Source organism: Cellvibrio sp., from assembly GCF_053579595.1.
Genome location: NZ_JBRFPI010000069.1, coordinates 1 through 14,721, shown reverse-complemented (window position 1 = coordinate 14,721; position 14,721 = coordinate 1). Strand labels below are relative to the sequence as shown.

Sequence of the window (14,721 nt, the reverse complement as noted above, 5' to 3'; positions counted from 1 at the left end):
GTTGGGACGCTGCTCTACGCCGCGGTTTAACTGCGAAAGTGCGATCATCGGGCATTCAAATTCTTTGGCGATGCCTTTAAGCGAGCGCGAAATTTCGGAGATTTCCTGGGTGCGGCCTTCACCACCGCCAGCCACCGTCATCAACTGCAGGTAGTCCACCATGATCATGCCGGGGTTGCCATGTTCGCGTGCAATGCGGCGAATACGGGCGCGCATTTCCTGCGGATTCAAGCCACCGGTATCATCGATAAACAATAATTTGTCTTTCATTTTGGCAACGGCGGACGACAGTTTCGGCCAATCCTCTTCGGTGAGTTTACCGTTACGCATTTTGCCCTGGTCGATGCGACCGATAGACGACATCATCCGCATCACCAGCGCCGCCGAGGGCATTTCCATACTGAATACCAGCACTGGTTTGGGCTGGTTAAAGAGCGCACCCTCTACAAAGTTGAGCGCAAGCGCGGTTTTACCCATGGACGGACGCGCCGCGAGAATAATGAGTTCACCCGGCTGCCAGCCGGAGGTGCGCTGGTCGAGATCGGTAATGCCCGAGGGCACACCGGTGATATCGCTGCCGGAACGGAAGAGTTCGTCGATTCGCTGTACCGTGGCTTTGAGGAGCTCGTTCACCCCCACCAAACCGCCTTCTTTGGGGCGGTCTTCGGCGATTTCAGCGACGCGTTTTTCGGCAAGCTGGAGCAAATCATCTGAATCCAGACCGGCCGGATTCATACTCGATTTGCTGATTTCCTGCGCAGCGGCAATCAGCTGGCGAAGGGTCGAGCGTTCGCGCACGATTTTGGCGTAGGCGGCGATGTTGGCAGCACTTGGGGTGTTGTTGGCCATCTCGACCAGATAACCCAAGCCGCCTACGCGCTCCAGCTCATCGTGTTTGTGCAATTCTTCAGAGAGTGTGATGACATCGAGCGGCTGACCCGCTTCCTGCAACTCGATCATCATCCGGAAGATGAGTTTGTGGTCATCGCGAAAAAAATCGCTTTCCGAGACCACTTCCAGCACCGCATCCAGGCGATTGTTATCGAGCATTAACCCGCCCAGCACTGACTGCTCGGCCTCGACCGAATGCGGTAATGCAGCGTGGTTGGATAGCTCGCTCGCGAGGCGATCCTCAAAACTGGATGATTCGAAACTGGATTCAGGCATAGGTTTGCTTAGTTATTCGTCAATTCGAGTGCAAAAAAAATCGGGCACTAACGGTTCAACCAAAAGGTTGTCGATAGTGCCCGATTTCATATTGCTTGTCAGCAGATGCTGACGCGCAATGCTACTGCTTCCGGGTTATTACTCGGGAACAACAGCCAATTTAACGGCTTGAATCACTTCAGCGTGCAACTGAACGTCGATCTCGTATTGACCGATTTCACGCAGTACGCCTTGTGGCAAGCGAATTTCTGACTTGGCAACTTCAACGCCAGCAGCAGTAATTGCTTCAGCGATGTCGCGCGTGCCGATAGAACCGAACAGACGGCCTTCGTCACCTGCTTTTGCAGAGATGGTCACTTCCAACGCAGCCAATTTCTCAGCGCGTGCAGTAGCACCAGCGATTTTGCCAGCAGCAGCAGCTTCCAACTCAGCGCGACGCGCTTCGAATTCAGCGATGTTTTTAGCAGTAGCAGCAACAGCCTTGCCTTGTGGCAACAGGTAGTTACGGCCATAGCCAGATTTAACGGTAACTTTGTCACCAATAGCGCCTAAACGGCCTACTTTATCGAGCAGAATAACTTCCATCTCTATACCCCTTACTCGTGGCTGTCAGTGTATGGAATCAAAGCCAGGTAACGAGCACGCTTGATAGCAGTAGCCAACTGACGTTGGTATTTAGCTTTGGTGCCAGTGATACGGCTTGGAACGATCTTGCCAGTTTCGGTGATGTAAGCTTTCAGCGTTTCAACATCTTTATAATCGATGCGCTTGGTGCCTTCAGCGGTAAAACGGCAGAATTTGCGACGACGGAAAAAACGGGCCATGGTTATACCTCCTGCTCTTCTTCAAAATCATCTGCATCAACACCGTCTTCGTCAGACAGGTCTTCTGCGTCATCACGACGTTCAGCGCGTGGTGGACGTGCCTTGCGCTCGCGGCCTTCTTTCTCAGCCTTCATGATGAATGATTCTTCAGTAACAGCGGCATCTTCACGCAACACCATGCTGCGCAAAACGGCGTCGTTGTAACGGAAGTTGGTGGTCAACTCTTCCAACACAGCTTCAGAGCATTCTACGTTCATCAGAATGTAGTGAGCTTTGTGCACTTTGTTGATTGAGTAGGCTAATTGGCGACGGCCCCAGTCTTCCAGACGGTGAACTTGGCCACCATCGTTTTTGATAGCAGAGCTGTAACGCTCAACCATTGCTGGAACTTGTTCGCTTTGATCTGGGTGAACCAGGAAAACGATTTCGTAATGACGCATTTATAGCTCCTTACGGGTTAAAGTCTCCCGCCTTATCTATTAATAGTGAGGCAGTGAGACAAGGAGTAGCCAGTTTTCCGGCCTGCATAGAATGCAGCGCCATTCCCCCCGGCTGGTTTGGGGTGCGGAATTGTACGGATTCACTCTGATAGATGCAAGGATAAAGAATGATCACGCAAAAGGAGATAATCCGCCGCTGTCGACAGCAAAATGACAGCGATGTCACTAACCGGTTTCATCGATTAAAAACGTGTTTACCCTTGGGGGAAAATAGGCTGCGCCGGACTCAATTGCGGCTGCATTATCGATTTTTCACAAATAATCCACTTTAACCCTCTTGGCGCAGTAATCATCATTTCGGTTGCCTGCTTATACTTGATTGAACTCTCGGGTACAGGGAAGCCAATAACGAATAATGAACCGCACAACTGGCGGAGGAAATCCCACAGAGTCAACCCGGATCCAGCATCTACTGCAATGCGGGATTTGATCAAAGCGGCAAACATCCTCAGAGACTCTAATAATGAAAAAGCTCTTTAATAGCCCACTGACAGGCTTTTCCCGTTCAATTAGTAAGTTCACCCGTGTCGCTGCTGCGATTGCGTTGGTTGCCCAGGCGGGTTATGCCACTGCCGATGTGGCGCCTTTATCCGTGCAAGGTAATAAGATTCTAGCTGGCGGCCAACCCGCCAGTTTTTCTGGCATGAGCATGTTCTGGAGCAATACCGGTTGGGGCGGCGAAAAATTTTATAACGCCCAAGCCGTTTCCTGGCTCAAAACCGATTGGAACGCCAAGTTGGTTCGCGCCGCTATGGGTGTAGAAGATGCAGGCGGTTATCTAACTGATCCAGCGAATAAAACCCGTGTAATGACTGTCGTTGACGCCGCGATCGCTAATGATATGTATGTCATCATCGATTGGCACTCCCACAACGCCCACCAATACAAAACCCAATCCATCGCATTCTTCAAAGAGATGGCGACCAAATACGGCAACAAAAACCACGTAATTTACGAGATCTACAATGAGCCGCTGCAAGTTTCATGGAGCAGCGTGATCAAACCCTATGCACAAGATGTTATAGCGGCCATACGCGCTATTGACCCGGATAACCTGATTATCGTGGGCACACCCACCTGGTCACAGGATGTGGACGCCGCCTCACGCGATCCCATCGCCGGTACCAATATTGCCTACACACTGCACTTCTACGCCGGCACCCATGGCCAATCGCTGCGCGATAAAGCCACCACCGCGCTCAATAACGGCATCGCCCTTTTTGTGACCGAGTGGGGTTCAGTCAATGCCGATGGCAATGGCGGTGTTGCCAACAGCGAGACCAATGCGTGGGTCAGTTTTATGAAAGCCAACAACATCAGCAACGCCAATTGGTCATTGAACGACAAGGCCGAAGGCGCATCGGCACTAGTGCCAGGTGCTAGTCCGAACGGTAGTTGGGCAACTTCGCAGCTGACCGCATCAGGAGCATTGGTCTAGAGTATTACCCATGGATGGCCGAGCTATAGTGGCGGCTCTGGCAGCACGGCAGCTCCCAGTTCGCGCAGCAGTTCAAGCGTTACAGCTGTCTCGTCTTCACGTTCAAGCATCGCCCCCAGCTCAAGTTCGCGCTCAAGTGTAGCGCCCGCGTCCAGTTCGCGCGCCAGCTCTTCAGTAAGTGCGGGAAGTGGCAAATGCACACAGGTGGTCAGCAACCAATGGAACAATGGCTTTACCGGTGCGATTCGCATTTGTAATACCGGGACCAGCGCAATCAATGGCTGGAATATCAGTTGGAACTACAGCGACGCAACACGTATCACCAATAGCTGGAATGCCAATGTGACTGGCGCCAACCCTTACACGGCGGCACCGCTGAGCTGGAACAGCAGCATTCAGCCTGGGCAATGTGCAGAAGTCGGGTTCCAGGCCAACAAGCCGGGCGCAAATGTCACCACCCCAACCATCACCGGTGCAGTCTGTAAATAAATACCTTTTTTTACCTGTCTAAAGCCCGGTTATTGCCGGGCTTTTTTATTGTTGCCCCCGCCTTTCCAGCCCTATCCCACCTACCCGACACCGTCATCATTTTGTCATCAGATAAGCCTAGCGTGATGCGAATCACCCGCAATCCACCCGGAGCCTGCCCATGCCGAATGATTCCAATAGCTACAGCATTGATTACGAGCGCCTGCTACAGGAGGAAATGCTCGATAGCCTCGACGAAGAGTTGGAATTGGAGCTTGATGACGACCGGCTCGAAGCCTTGGCCGAAGGTGACGAAGCCGCCGCTGGTATGGATCGCCGCGTCTATTTCCGCGAGCTGTTGCGCCTGCAGGCAGAACTGGTGAAGCTGCAGGATTGGGTGGTCGATAAAAAGCTAAAAGTCGTTGTGTTGTTTGAAGGCCGCGATGCCGCTGGTAAAGGCGGCGTGATCAAACGTGTGACACAGCGCCTCAACCCTCGCACTTGCCGTGTAGCTGCCCTGCCCGCACCGAGCGACCGTGAGCGCAGTCAGTGGTATTTCCAGCGTTATGTATCCCACTTGCCCGCTGGCGGTGAAATTGTGTTGTTCGACCGCAGTTGGTACAACCGCGCCGGCGTCGAAAAGGTAATGGGGTTTTGTAACGACGACGAATACGAAGAGTTCTTCCGCACCGTGCCGGAGTTTGAACGGATGCTGGTGCGCTCCGGCATCATCCTGATCAAGTACTGGTTTTCCATCACCGATAGCGAACAGTACAAACGCTTTCTGGCGCGCGTGCACGACCCGCTCAAACAGTGGAAGTTATCGCCCATGGATATGGAATCGCGCCGCCGCTGGGAGCAATACACCAAGGCGAAAGAGGTGATGATTGATCGTACCCATATTCCTGAAGCACCTTGGTGGATAGTGGAAGCGGTCGATAAGAAACGCGCGCGCCTCAATTGCATCAACCACCTGTTGTCGCAAGTGCCCTATGGCGAAGTCGATCATCCAAGGGTCGAATTACCCGCCCGCGTTTACAACCCCGACTACTATCGTGCACCGATTCCCGAATCACTGTTTGTACCTGCTATTTACTAATCACTTCTACCTGTACCAGAAACCGGACGCTGACTGCCCTCATACTTGAGAGAGCAGTCGTTTTGTTATGGGCTCGACTCCTTTTTATATCGCCCGTTCACATCTTTTAATACTGTCCGTTCACACCAGTGGGAAGTGGCACTTACCACTTTAGGGTGCAGCCTAAAGTAGGTGGTTTGCCTGGCGCGTGAGGATTGAAATGACAACACCTTGTATTGGCAAGGCCCCCTGAATCCCAGGGGCAATGTTAAACAACACAACCCAGGTGAATAATAATGAACAATAATCGTCTCGGTCGCCCTACCACAGGTGCGCGCCGCCCCAGTCCACGCAAGACACTGCTCACCACATTCATCGGAATTCTGGCCGGCGGTTTGTTTTCCGGCCTAGCGCTTGCCGATGTTCCCGCGCTAACTGTCCAAGGCAATAAAGTTCTGGTCGGCGGCAAATCCGTCAGCCTTGAAGGTGTCTCCCTGTTTTGGAGCAATACCGGTTGGGGTGCGGAAAAATTTTATACCGCAGCAACAGTTCGTCGCGCCAAAACTGAATTCAATGCAAACCTGATCCGCGCGGCTATCGGCCACGGCGAAGGCGGCGGTATTCAGGACGATTGGAACGCAAACATGGCGCGTCTTGATACTGTGGTGCAAGCTGCTATCGACAACGACATGTATGTAATCGTCGATTACCACAGCCATAAAGCCCATGAGAATTGGGGTTCAGCAGAGGCCTTCTTCAAGCAAGTTGCGCAGAAATGGGGCTCGTACAACAACGTTATTTATGAACTCTACAATGAACCGTTAAATGTAAGCTGGGACTCGGTATTAAAGCCCTATGCAGAACATGTGGGTGGAAAAATCCGTGCGATCGACCCGGACAACCTGATTATTATGGGTACACCTAACTGGTCGCAGGATGTTGACGCCGCTTCCAGAAACAAAGCCAACGTATCCAACCTGGCCTACACAGTTCACTTCTACGCCGACAGCCACCAACAGCTTTATCGCGATAAAGCACAAACCGCGTTGAATAATGGCGCTGCTTTGTTCGCTACCGAATGGGGTGTTGGTCATGCGAATGGTCGCGGCAATATTAACTACGGCGAGACCTGGGCGTGGATCGACTTTCTGCGCAAAAACGGTATCAGCCATGCGGGCTGGGCTTTCCACGATAAAGACCGCGGTGATAACAACGAAGTAGAAACCTCGTCTTACTTTTGGTCGGACGGCTCATTAAAAGAATCCGGCAAGTTCATTAAAGAAATCCTCTCCAAACGCGGTGATATTGGTGGCGGTGGCGGAGGTGGTGGCGACGGCGGCTCAACCGGTTCCTGCCAAAAAGCCGGTGTGGGCGATACCTTGCAAGCTGAAAACTTTTGCCAAGCCAGCGGAATACAAACGGAAACCACTAGCGATGCCGGCGGCGGCCAGAACGTGGGTTACATCGACAACGGCGATTGGCTGACCTATTCCGTCAACGTCCCTGCAACCGGCACTTATAAAATAAGTTATCGCGTTGCGGCGTCTGCTGGCGGTGGACAATTCCAGTTGGAAAAAGCCGGTGGAAGCCCCGTTTACGGCAATGTGAATGTTCCTGCCACTGGCGGCTGGCAAGCCTGGCAAACCGTTTCCCACAACGTGGTACTACCAGCGGGCGAGCAGTTAATTGCTATCGCCGCAGTGACTGGTGGTTTCAACATCAACTGGTTAAAAGTGGAAAGTACCGGCACTCCTCCGGATACCAACCCAGGTCAAGTGATCACCACCCTGCAAGCTGAAGATTACAGCCAGCAACAAGGTACCCAGTTGGAAAATACCACTGATGCCGGTGGCGGTAAAAATGTGGGTTATATCGATGCAGGTGATTGGCTGTCTTACGCCGGTACGCCGGTGAATATCCCCAGTACTGGCAACTATGTGATCGAATATCGCGTTGCCAGCCAAAACGGCGGTGGCAGTCTGGCATTTGAAGAAGCGGGTGGTGCGCCGGTGTATGGCACTGTCGCTATCCCGGCAACGGGCGGCTGGCAGAACTGGACGACCGTCAAACACACCGTCAACCTTAGCGCTGGTAGCCACAAGTTTGGTGTTAAAGCCAACGCCGGTGGTTGGAACATCAATTGGATTCGCATCAGCAAGGCGAATTAACAGCAACAGAGTCCAGTAAGTGAAGTCATTGGCCGCCTTAGGGCGGCCTTTTTTATTTTGCCTGCGCCGCAATAGCGTTGCCCGGCTTCAACATCTGCTTGCGATACTCCGACGGCGTCATGCCCACCATCCGCTTGAAAAACCGGTGAAAGGCCGATTGGCTGTTAAAACCGGATTTATACAGAATATCCAACACTGTATCGCCCGCACATTCCGGCGCTGCCAACAGGCGCTTGGCCTCTTCCACTCGCTGGCTGTTGATGAACTCGAAGAAGTTCTGCTGGTGATGGTCATTGATAATGGTCGATAGCTCGCGCGGCTTGATGCCAATCTGTTCAGCAAATCGTTCCAGATTGATCTGGCTCTCCAGATGCAACCGCAACTCGCTGATACCGCGCTCCACCGCCTGACGCTTCTCGTCGACTTGTGGCATGTCCTGCAACCTATCTTTTCCTGGCTCCTCAACCACCATCAGCTCCGGCAGCAACCGACGACCGTTGCGCCAGCCGAACAAAAAGAGTCCGTTCACGAGCAATACCGTCAAGTAAACATTGATCGTCCCTAACAGATCGTTGGTTTCAGCACTGAGATATTCACCCAGGAAATAAGTGACGAAAGACCAGATCCAGGACAGGAAAAAGCCACCTAAAACCAGATCAGCCAAGCGCAATTCAAATTCCGCTAAGTTGGCATAGATTTGCCGCAACTGACGACGCATACGAATTTCAGTCACCAGGCAAGCCACCACATAGACCAGTGGTGAGCACTTAACCAGTGCCCACACAAACCCAAGCGCGGCGCGATCATCGGGCGCCAACTGCGACCAGTGCCAAGGCATCCAATCGTAAATACTCAGGTCATAGATAATGACTACTGCCACCACAATCAGGGCTGGAACCAGGTGAACCGTCTGATGCCACCGCTGTAAATTAACCGGGTGAGCCAGAGAACTTAGGTAAAAGTACAGCACCGGTCCCTGCAACATAAGGCAGGCAGAAAGTAATGCTGGCACCCAAGGGTAGCTGGCGATAGCCATTGCCTGAAAGCTAATGTTCCAAATGACAAGCGTGGTGGAAAGCGCCCCCACTACCAATAGGAAAAATACCTGTAACAGGCGCCTGGACTGGCGCTGCCCACCCGGCAACACCCCCAGTGCTACACAGAGGATAAGGGTTTCAAGGATGGTCAAGGCTATGACCACTTCGTGCAGGTTGAGTAGTAGGCTCTTCACTATTTTTATGCTCCGTGATCCGGTATTCCGACGGTTCGGCCTTCCGGCGATCAGGTTATTTTTTTATGGTTGAAATACTAGCAGGGAATTCTGCTATCAAGCCGCTAAATTATCGCCGTAATACCCACGCCCCCACCTGTCCCACTTTGCACTTTGACTAAGTGGGGCTTCTCAGTTTTATCGAATATGCAAAAAACAGGAGGATTATCCCCCCAGGGAGCTGAAATAGTGATCACCAATGCAGCGACTGACTGCATTCAACTCTAAAAATAATGAGAGGCCTCACTAATGAAAAAGCTAGCCAATGCTATTGGGCTACTCCCTATTGCACTTTTACCCCTGCTTATTGGACAAGCTGCTCAAGCCCAAACCTGTGGTTGGAACCAGGTTTGGAAAGATGATTTCAACGGCACTGCCATTGACCGCAACAACTGGTCACAGGAAGTCAATGGCGATGGCGGCGGCAACGGTGAACTCCAGTACTACACTGATCGCCCCGAAAACATGTGGGTGAGTGGCGGTATGCTGAACATCAAGGCAATCCGCGAAGCCTACAATGGCAAAAGTTGGACCTCTGCCCGCCTGCGTACCAAAAATGCGCAGGATTGGACTTACGGCAAGATCGAAGCGCGCATGCGCGTGCCCAAAGCCTCTGGCACCTGGCCTGCATTCTGGATGATGTCCACCGAATCGCAACGCGATAGCCACGGCTGGCCGAATAACGGCGAAATCGACATCATGGAAGCCGCGGGTACACACGAAGATATCAGCGGCACATTGCACTATGGCGCCTACTGGCCCTACAACGGCAACACCGGCTGGCCGAATCCCGACAACCTGATCGTCCCCGAAGCTGGCCGCACCAAAACCGATTTCCATACCTACGCGGTGGAATGGTACGAAGACCGTATGGTCTGGTCGATTGACGGTGTACCCAAAATCACCAGCTCGCGCACCAAGCTCGACGGCGTAAACCCGGTGCGCTCCAACTGGGATTCTTTCTACAACCGCCCCTTCCACGTGATCCTCAATCTGGCGATTGGCGGCTGGTTTCCCGGCTTCCCTGACGGCAGCGAAGGCCCTGAACAATTGATGCAAGTCGATTATGTCGCCGTTTACAAAAATGACGAGAGCTGGTCAGTTGAGGGCGATACCTATGTGTATCGCGGTGAAAACTTTAAAAAATACCGCATCGACGGCCCTACTACTGCGAGTTACAACTGGTCTGTTCCTGCGGGGGTTACCATTGTGTCCGGCCAGGGAACGCGTGAGATTGTGGCCTCAATTGGCAACTCAGCGCGCTCCGGCAACATCAGTGCCACCTTCAACTCAGGTTGTAGCGTTAAAACGGTCAGCAAACCCGTCACCATCGAGCAAGGCCGTACCCAAACACTTGCAGCCTATGAAAGCGGGTTAGGGCTTACTCACCTGCAAAACGGCGTGGCACTTACCACCGGCGCTATTGTTAATAACCCTGCACCGGGTTCAGTCAACACTTCCAGCAAAGTACTGCACTATGTGCGCGATGCCAGCCAGCAGTGGGATAACCTCAAGCTCACCGGGTTTGGCAAGCTGAACGCAGGCGAATTGCGTTCTGGCCGCGCCAAGATTTTTGCGGATATCTACTACCCCGCAGGCGCCACTAATCTGCTTGGCAAAGAGATCGGCGGCGGGCTGGAAAACAACGCGGTAGTTAGTGTAACCCCGAGCTGGGATGGCAATACCGGCCGCCTCGCGCGCTTCAAAGGCACCATTGGTAAAGCCGGTGAATGGCATACGGTTGAGCTGGGCTTTACCGGCACTCCGGATTCGGGTATTGCCGCAAGCCAGGCCGATAATCTGGTATTGATGGTGGAAGCAGGCTTCAATCGCCCCGCTGATTTCTATTTGGATAACGTCCGTATCGTCTGGCCGGACAATGGCTACACCCTGAAACAAACCATCGCCAACTTTGATGGCACCAGCAATGGCGCGATCAAAGCCGCTCCCGCCACCAGCGGTGTGCGCACGATTGTCGCCAACCCGGCGCCCAACGCGGTGAACTCATCACCGAACGTGCTGCGTTATGTGCGCGATGTGGGTGCGACTTACGACACTCTCGCATTCAACGGCATCAGCGGTATTCCCGATGCGATGGATGCCCAACATGGCATGGTGCGCGTCGCCGTAGATGTTTACACCACAGCGCCAGTGGGCACGATCATCTCCATGAACCTGGAAAACGAGCTGCAAGTGAGCGCGGTTACGCCAGCCGATTGGCAAGTCGGTCGCCACAGTTTCTACCAAACCGAGACTACTAAAACCGGCCAATGGGAAACCCTGGAGTTCAACTACAACTTCGCGGCCGCCTTGGGCGATTGGGCAAATAACAAAGCGTCTGCACCTTTCACCGGTGTCGATCAATTGATTTTCCTCATTACGCCCGGCGTGGCCAGCAGCGGTACTTTCTACTTCGATAACTTCCGCGTCATGGCATACAACAAGGATGCACCGGCAAGTGTGGGCACCTCGTCGTCTACCACCAGCAGTAGCTCGATCGCACCTCCATCAAGCGTAGCAAGTAGCAGCCGCAGTTCAGTTGCACCAAGCAGTGTTGCACCAAGCAGTGTTGCACCAAGCAGTGTTGCACCTTCAAGCATTGCGCCTTCAAGCACTCCACTGAGCAGCTCGCGCAGCAGCGTGGCGCCCAGTTCTGTAGCTCCGAGCAGTGTCGCCAGCTCAAGCTCTGCCGGTTGCACCAACTGCCCACCGGTATTGGTATCACAAGGTCGCCCCGTCACTGCGAGCACCGCATTGACCGCAGCCGCTAATGCGGTAGATGGCGATGGCGGAACGCGTTGGGAATCGGCACATGCAGTTGATCCAAGCTGGATCATGGTTGATCTGGGTAGTTCACGGGCGTTGTCGCAAGTGGTAATTGATTGGGAAGCAGCGAATGCTGCCAACTATCAAATTCAGGGTTCTACCAACGGGACAAGCTGGACCAGCCTCAAAACCGTCACCGGCGGCGCCTTTGGCACCCGCACGGATACTCATGCCGTGAGTGGCAGCTATCGCTATGTGCGCATTTATGGCACCGCGCGCAGTGCGGGTAACCAATGGGGTTATTCCATCTGGGAACTGAAAGTTTACGCCCAGAGCGCTCCCGCAAGCAGTTCCGCTGCCAGCTCAAGTTTGGCACCAGCAGCACCGCTGAATATTGCCAATGCAACTGCCAGCACCGCGTTAACCCCAGCGGCCAATGCGATTGATAAAAACAGCGGCACCCGCTGGGAATCAGCTCATGCGCTCGACCCCACATCACTGACCCTGGATTTAGGCAGCGCCAAAACCCTGAGTAGTATTGCGATTGATTGGGAAGCAGCCAACGCGGCGAATTACACCGTGCAGGGTTCAAATGACAACACCAACTGGACCACCCTCGCCACCCGTACCGGAGGCACCTTTGGCAACCGCACCGACACCCTCGCCATCGCTGGCAGCTACCGCTATGTGCGCATTAACGGCACGGCGCGCAGTGTGGGGAATCAGTGGGGTTATTCAATCTGGGAAGTGCGTGTACTGGGTTGGTAAAACCCAAATTTGACGAGATCAGTTCAACAACAACTTTTACCACAGCTCCCTCAATCCATTCCCGCTGACCGGGCGGGGATGGAGGCTTTACACCCGGCATTGCCAGCAATGCCAATGCCGGGTGATTTTTTAACGGAAGAACAACAAGGCCAGGCAGTTTTAACAATAACAAGCCACTCGTGTGAGACACGCCTGAATGCAGTGCGACTTTTATCAACTCCTTACCCAATAAAAAATAATTCCCTTGGAGGAACTATGCGTTTCCTACTACAAAAACAACCACTTACTGCGGTAATCATCAGCCTTGGACTGGGCGCAAGCGCGGCCCAAGCCCAAACCGCCTACAACGATGCCTGGTGGGCAAGCCCCAACGCCAACACCAGCTTTGTCGATCAATTTGATGGTGTGAGCATCAACCGCACCAAATGGCTGGTAGAAAAAAACATTTTCGTTAACGGCGAAGATATCGACTATCAAGATGTGGAATACCCCGCCGCTGACTGGACTTTCCGCGTCGGGCAACCGGACGCTGGCGCGAGCGATGGCAAGGTACTGAACCTCAAAGCCCGCTATATGGATGGCCAGATCCAGGACTACTACGGCGGCACCGCCGGTCAGGGCAAACCCTTATTTATCCGCGCCGGCCGGATCGAATCGCAAATCGCCGATGACTCCACTTTTGTATTCGGTAAATTCGAAGCTCGTATCAAAATGCCGCCCGCGCGCAACGGCGAATTCCCCGCTTGGTGGCTGCTAGGTAACTTCCCGGATGTGGGTTGGACTGCCTGTCAGGAGCTGGACATTATCGAGTTCACCGGCGCCAATGCCAGTAAAGCCCCGCAGACCCGCTGGTCAGCGCCCTACCCGGCTTATGGCGGTAATCCGTTCGGCACCACTTACGCACAATTGGGCATCAGCCCGAGCGATCAGTACATCACCTACGGTGTGATCAAAACCCCCGAATACATCGAGTTCTATATCAACGGCGTCAAGACCTATAGCTGGACCAAAGCCGAGCGCGGCGACCAGCCCTGGCCCTACCTCTCGCCCATGCGCATGATCCTCAACCACGCCATCACCCATGTGGAATGGCCGGACGTAGGCAACTACAACAAGTTCAGTACCGACGCAAACGTGGCCAATAAAACCGGCTACACCCGTGTGACCAACGGCGTGACTGAATACGAATACCTCGATACCGCGAGCATGAATACCAATATCGGCCGCACCGGTACGGATTTCCTGGTCGATTACGTCGCCCACTGGCCGCTGCCAACCACCGACAGCTGGAAAAAATATACCGACGAGGGCAAATACAGCTTCTTCCGCCCAAGCAACAACACCAAGGGTTTCTACCCGCTCAAAGGCTGGATGGCGCCTGTGTCGGTAACGGCTGACGCTTACTTGCAAGAGGGCGATAACGCCTACCGCGACAACAGCGCCAAGAACGCGGCCGATGGCTACGTGGGCTCAAAATGGGCGACCCCGCGCGACGACAATATGCACTCGGTCACTATCGACTACGGCATGGATAAACCGATCAAATACTTCTGGATCGAATGGGCCTGGAACCTGCCCAAGTCGTACGACATCTACGGCAAAACCTCGACCGGTGCCTGGGAGTTTATCCGCAGCTCGGATCAACAAGCCGTCGGTTGGGCGACCCACACCTTCGATGTCAACAAGACTTACCGCTACGTCAAGCTTGTTACTAAGGGGCGTATCGATAAAGCCGAGCCAATCTGGCTGCTGGAATTCAAAGCCTTTGAAGATGTCGCCGATGTCTATCCAAAACCGGCCGGTACTGCACTGGTTGATCGCGCCATTAACGTACTGGGCAATGGCAACTTCGCCACTGACCTGAACGGCTGGGTCGGCGAGAACTACGACGGTTCAGGTGCGGCTTATTCAGTCGTCAACGGCGAAGCGCGCATCACTGCAGCGGCGCAAGGCACTGGGGCTGGCTCTTATCAATTGCACACCCAAGGCTTTGGTTTGAAACGCAATTACCGCTACCAAATCAGCTTCCGCGCCCGTGCAGCATCGCCACGCAACATTCAAGTGCGCCTGTCAGAAGACCAGTTGAACCCATCGGCGGCCGGTACCTATTTGTTACAAACTGTCGCGCTTGGCACCACTATGAGCAACTACAGTTTCAACCTGGACTTTACCGGCGGTGATAACGCTGGCCGTCTCGCCTTCCTGTTCGGCGCTATGGGCAATGCGACTACCTTTATCGATGATGTTGTTATCCGCGAAATCGCGTATGTCGGT

12 protein-coding genes are annotated in these 14,721 nt (G+C 53.6%); 6 read left to right on the top strand and 6 right to left on the bottom strand.

What is annotated here, in order from left to right; genetic code table 11:
- From dnaB to rpsF, 4 genes are all read right to left on the bottom strand, one after another.
- On the bottom strand, positions 1-1,167 hold a 1,167-nt coding region (gene dnaB / locus ACWA6V_RS06490; RefSeq protein ID WP_449521713.1), incomplete at its 3' end, for a replicative DNA helicase.
- Positions 1,168-1,305: 138 nt separating this feature from the next.
- Positions 1,306-1,752: a 50S ribosomal protein L9 gene (gene rplI, locus ACWA6V_RS06485; RefSeq protein WP_449521712.1), complete on the bottom strand. Its 447-nt coding sequence runs from the start codon at positions 1,750-1,752 to the stop codon at positions 1,306-1,308.
- Between the two features lie 11 nt (positions 1,753-1,763).
- Positions 1,764-1,991 carry a 30S ribosomal protein S18 gene (rpsR, locus tag ACWA6V_RS06480; RefSeq protein WP_007643439.1) on the bottom strand — a complete coding sequence of 76 codons (228 nt, stop codon included), beginning with the start codon at positions 1,989-1,991 and terminating at the stop codon, positions 1,764-1,766.
- A gap of 2 nt (positions 1,992-1,993) precedes the next feature.
- Positions 1,994-2,431 (bottom strand): 30S ribosomal protein S6, encoded by a 438-nt coding sequence (gene rpsF, locus ACWA6V_RS06475; protein ID WP_310076068.1) that lies wholly within the window; start codon positions 2,429-2,431, stop codon positions 1,994-1,996.
- 523 nt (positions 2,432-2,954) lie between these two features.
- Here rpsF and ACWA6V_RS06470 point away from each other — a divergent pair.
- Complete coding sequence (locus ACWA6V_RS06470) at positions 2,955-3,929, top strand: glycoside hydrolase family 5 protein (protein WP_449521711.1); 975 nt, start codon at positions 2,955-2,957, stop codon at positions 3,927-3,929.
- Positions 3,930-3,952: 23 nt separating this feature from the next.
- Here the strand turns inward: ACWA6V_RS06470 and ACWA6V_RS06465 are convergent, their stop codons facing one another.
- On the bottom strand, positions 3,953-4,129 hold the full coding sequence (locus ACWA6V_RS06465) for a hypothetical protein (protein WP_449521710.1): 177 nt from the start codon (positions 4,127-4,129) through the stop codon (positions 3,953-3,955).
- A gap of 4 nt (positions 4,130-4,133) precedes the next feature.
- Here ACWA6V_RS06465 and ACWA6V_RS06460 point away from each other — a divergent pair, with 4 nt between their 5' ends.
- The 3 genes from ACWA6V_RS06460 (at position 4,134) to ACWA6V_RS06450 (ending at position 7,643) form a co-directional block, all read left to right on the top strand.
- On the top strand, positions 4,134-4,418 hold the full coding sequence (locus ACWA6V_RS06460) for a cellulose binding domain-containing protein (protein WP_449521709.1): 285 nt from the start codon (positions 4,134-4,136) through the stop codon (positions 4,416-4,418).
- Between the two features lie 160 nt (positions 4,419-4,578).
- On the top strand, positions 4,579-5,496 hold the full coding sequence (gene ppk2 / locus ACWA6V_RS06455) for a polyphosphate kinase 2 (protein WP_449521708.1): 918 nt from the start codon (positions 4,579-4,581) through the stop codon (positions 5,494-5,496).
- 275 nt (positions 5,497-5,771) lie between these two features.
- Complete coding sequence (locus tag ACWA6V_RS06450) at positions 5,772-7,643, top strand: carbohydrate-binding protein (protein WP_449521707.1); 1,872 nt, start codon at positions 5,772-5,774, stop codon at positions 7,641-7,643.
- Between the two features lie 52 nt (positions 7,644-7,695).
- On the opposite strand, the gene ACWA6V_RS06445 is transcribed toward ACWA6V_RS06450, so the two are convergent.
- Positions 7,696-8,874, bottom strand: a complete 1,179-nt coding sequence (locus tag ACWA6V_RS06445) for a helix-turn-helix domain-containing protein (RefSeq protein WP_449521706.1) — start codon at positions 8,872-8,874, stop codon at positions 7,696-7,698.
- A 288-nt stretch (positions 8,875-9,162) separates the two neighbouring features.
- Here ACWA6V_RS06445 and ACWA6V_RS06440 point away from each other — a divergent pair, with 288 nt between their 5' ends.
- Together ACWA6V_RS06440 and ACWA6V_RS06435 are read left to right on the top strand one after the other, a co-directional pair.
- Positions 9,163-12,447 (top strand): galactose-binding domain-containing protein, encoded by a 3,285-nt coding sequence (locus ACWA6V_RS06440; protein WP_449521705.1) that lies wholly within the window; start codon positions 9,163-9,165, stop codon positions 12,445-12,447.
- Between the two features lie 255 nt (positions 12,448-12,702).
- On the top strand, positions 12,703-14,721 hold a 2,019-nt coding region (locus ACWA6V_RS06435; protein WP_449521704.1), incomplete at its 3' end, for a family 16 glycosylhydrolase.

Coding starts and splice junctions, on each gene's coding strand:
- ACWA6V_RS06440 (WP_449521705.1), top strand. CDS start 9,163: ATGAAAAAGCTAGCCAATGCTATTGGGCTACTCCCTATTGCACTTTTA.
- ACWA6V_RS06470 (WP_449521711.1), top strand. CDS start 2,955: ATGAAAAAGCTCTTTAATAGCCCACTGACAGGCTTTTCCCGTTCAATT.
- rpsR (WP_007643439.1), bottom strand. CDS start 1,991: ATGGCCCGTTTTTTCCGTCGTCGCAAATTCTGCCGTTTTACCGCTGAA.
- rpsF (WP_310076068.1), bottom strand. CDS start 2,431: ATGCGTCATTACGAAATCGTTTTCCTGGTTCACCCAGATCAAAGCGAA.
- ppk2 (WP_449521708.1), top strand. CDS start 4,579: ATGCCGAATGATTCCAATAGCTACAGCATTGATTACGAGCGCCTGCTA.
- rplI (WP_449521712.1), bottom strand. CDS start 1,752: ATGGAAGTTATTCTGCTCGATAAAGTAGGCCGTTTAGGCGCTATTGGT.
- ACWA6V_RS06450 (WP_449521707.1), top strand. CDS start 5,772: ATGAACAATAATCGTCTCGGTCGCCCTACCACAGGTGCGCGCCGCCCC.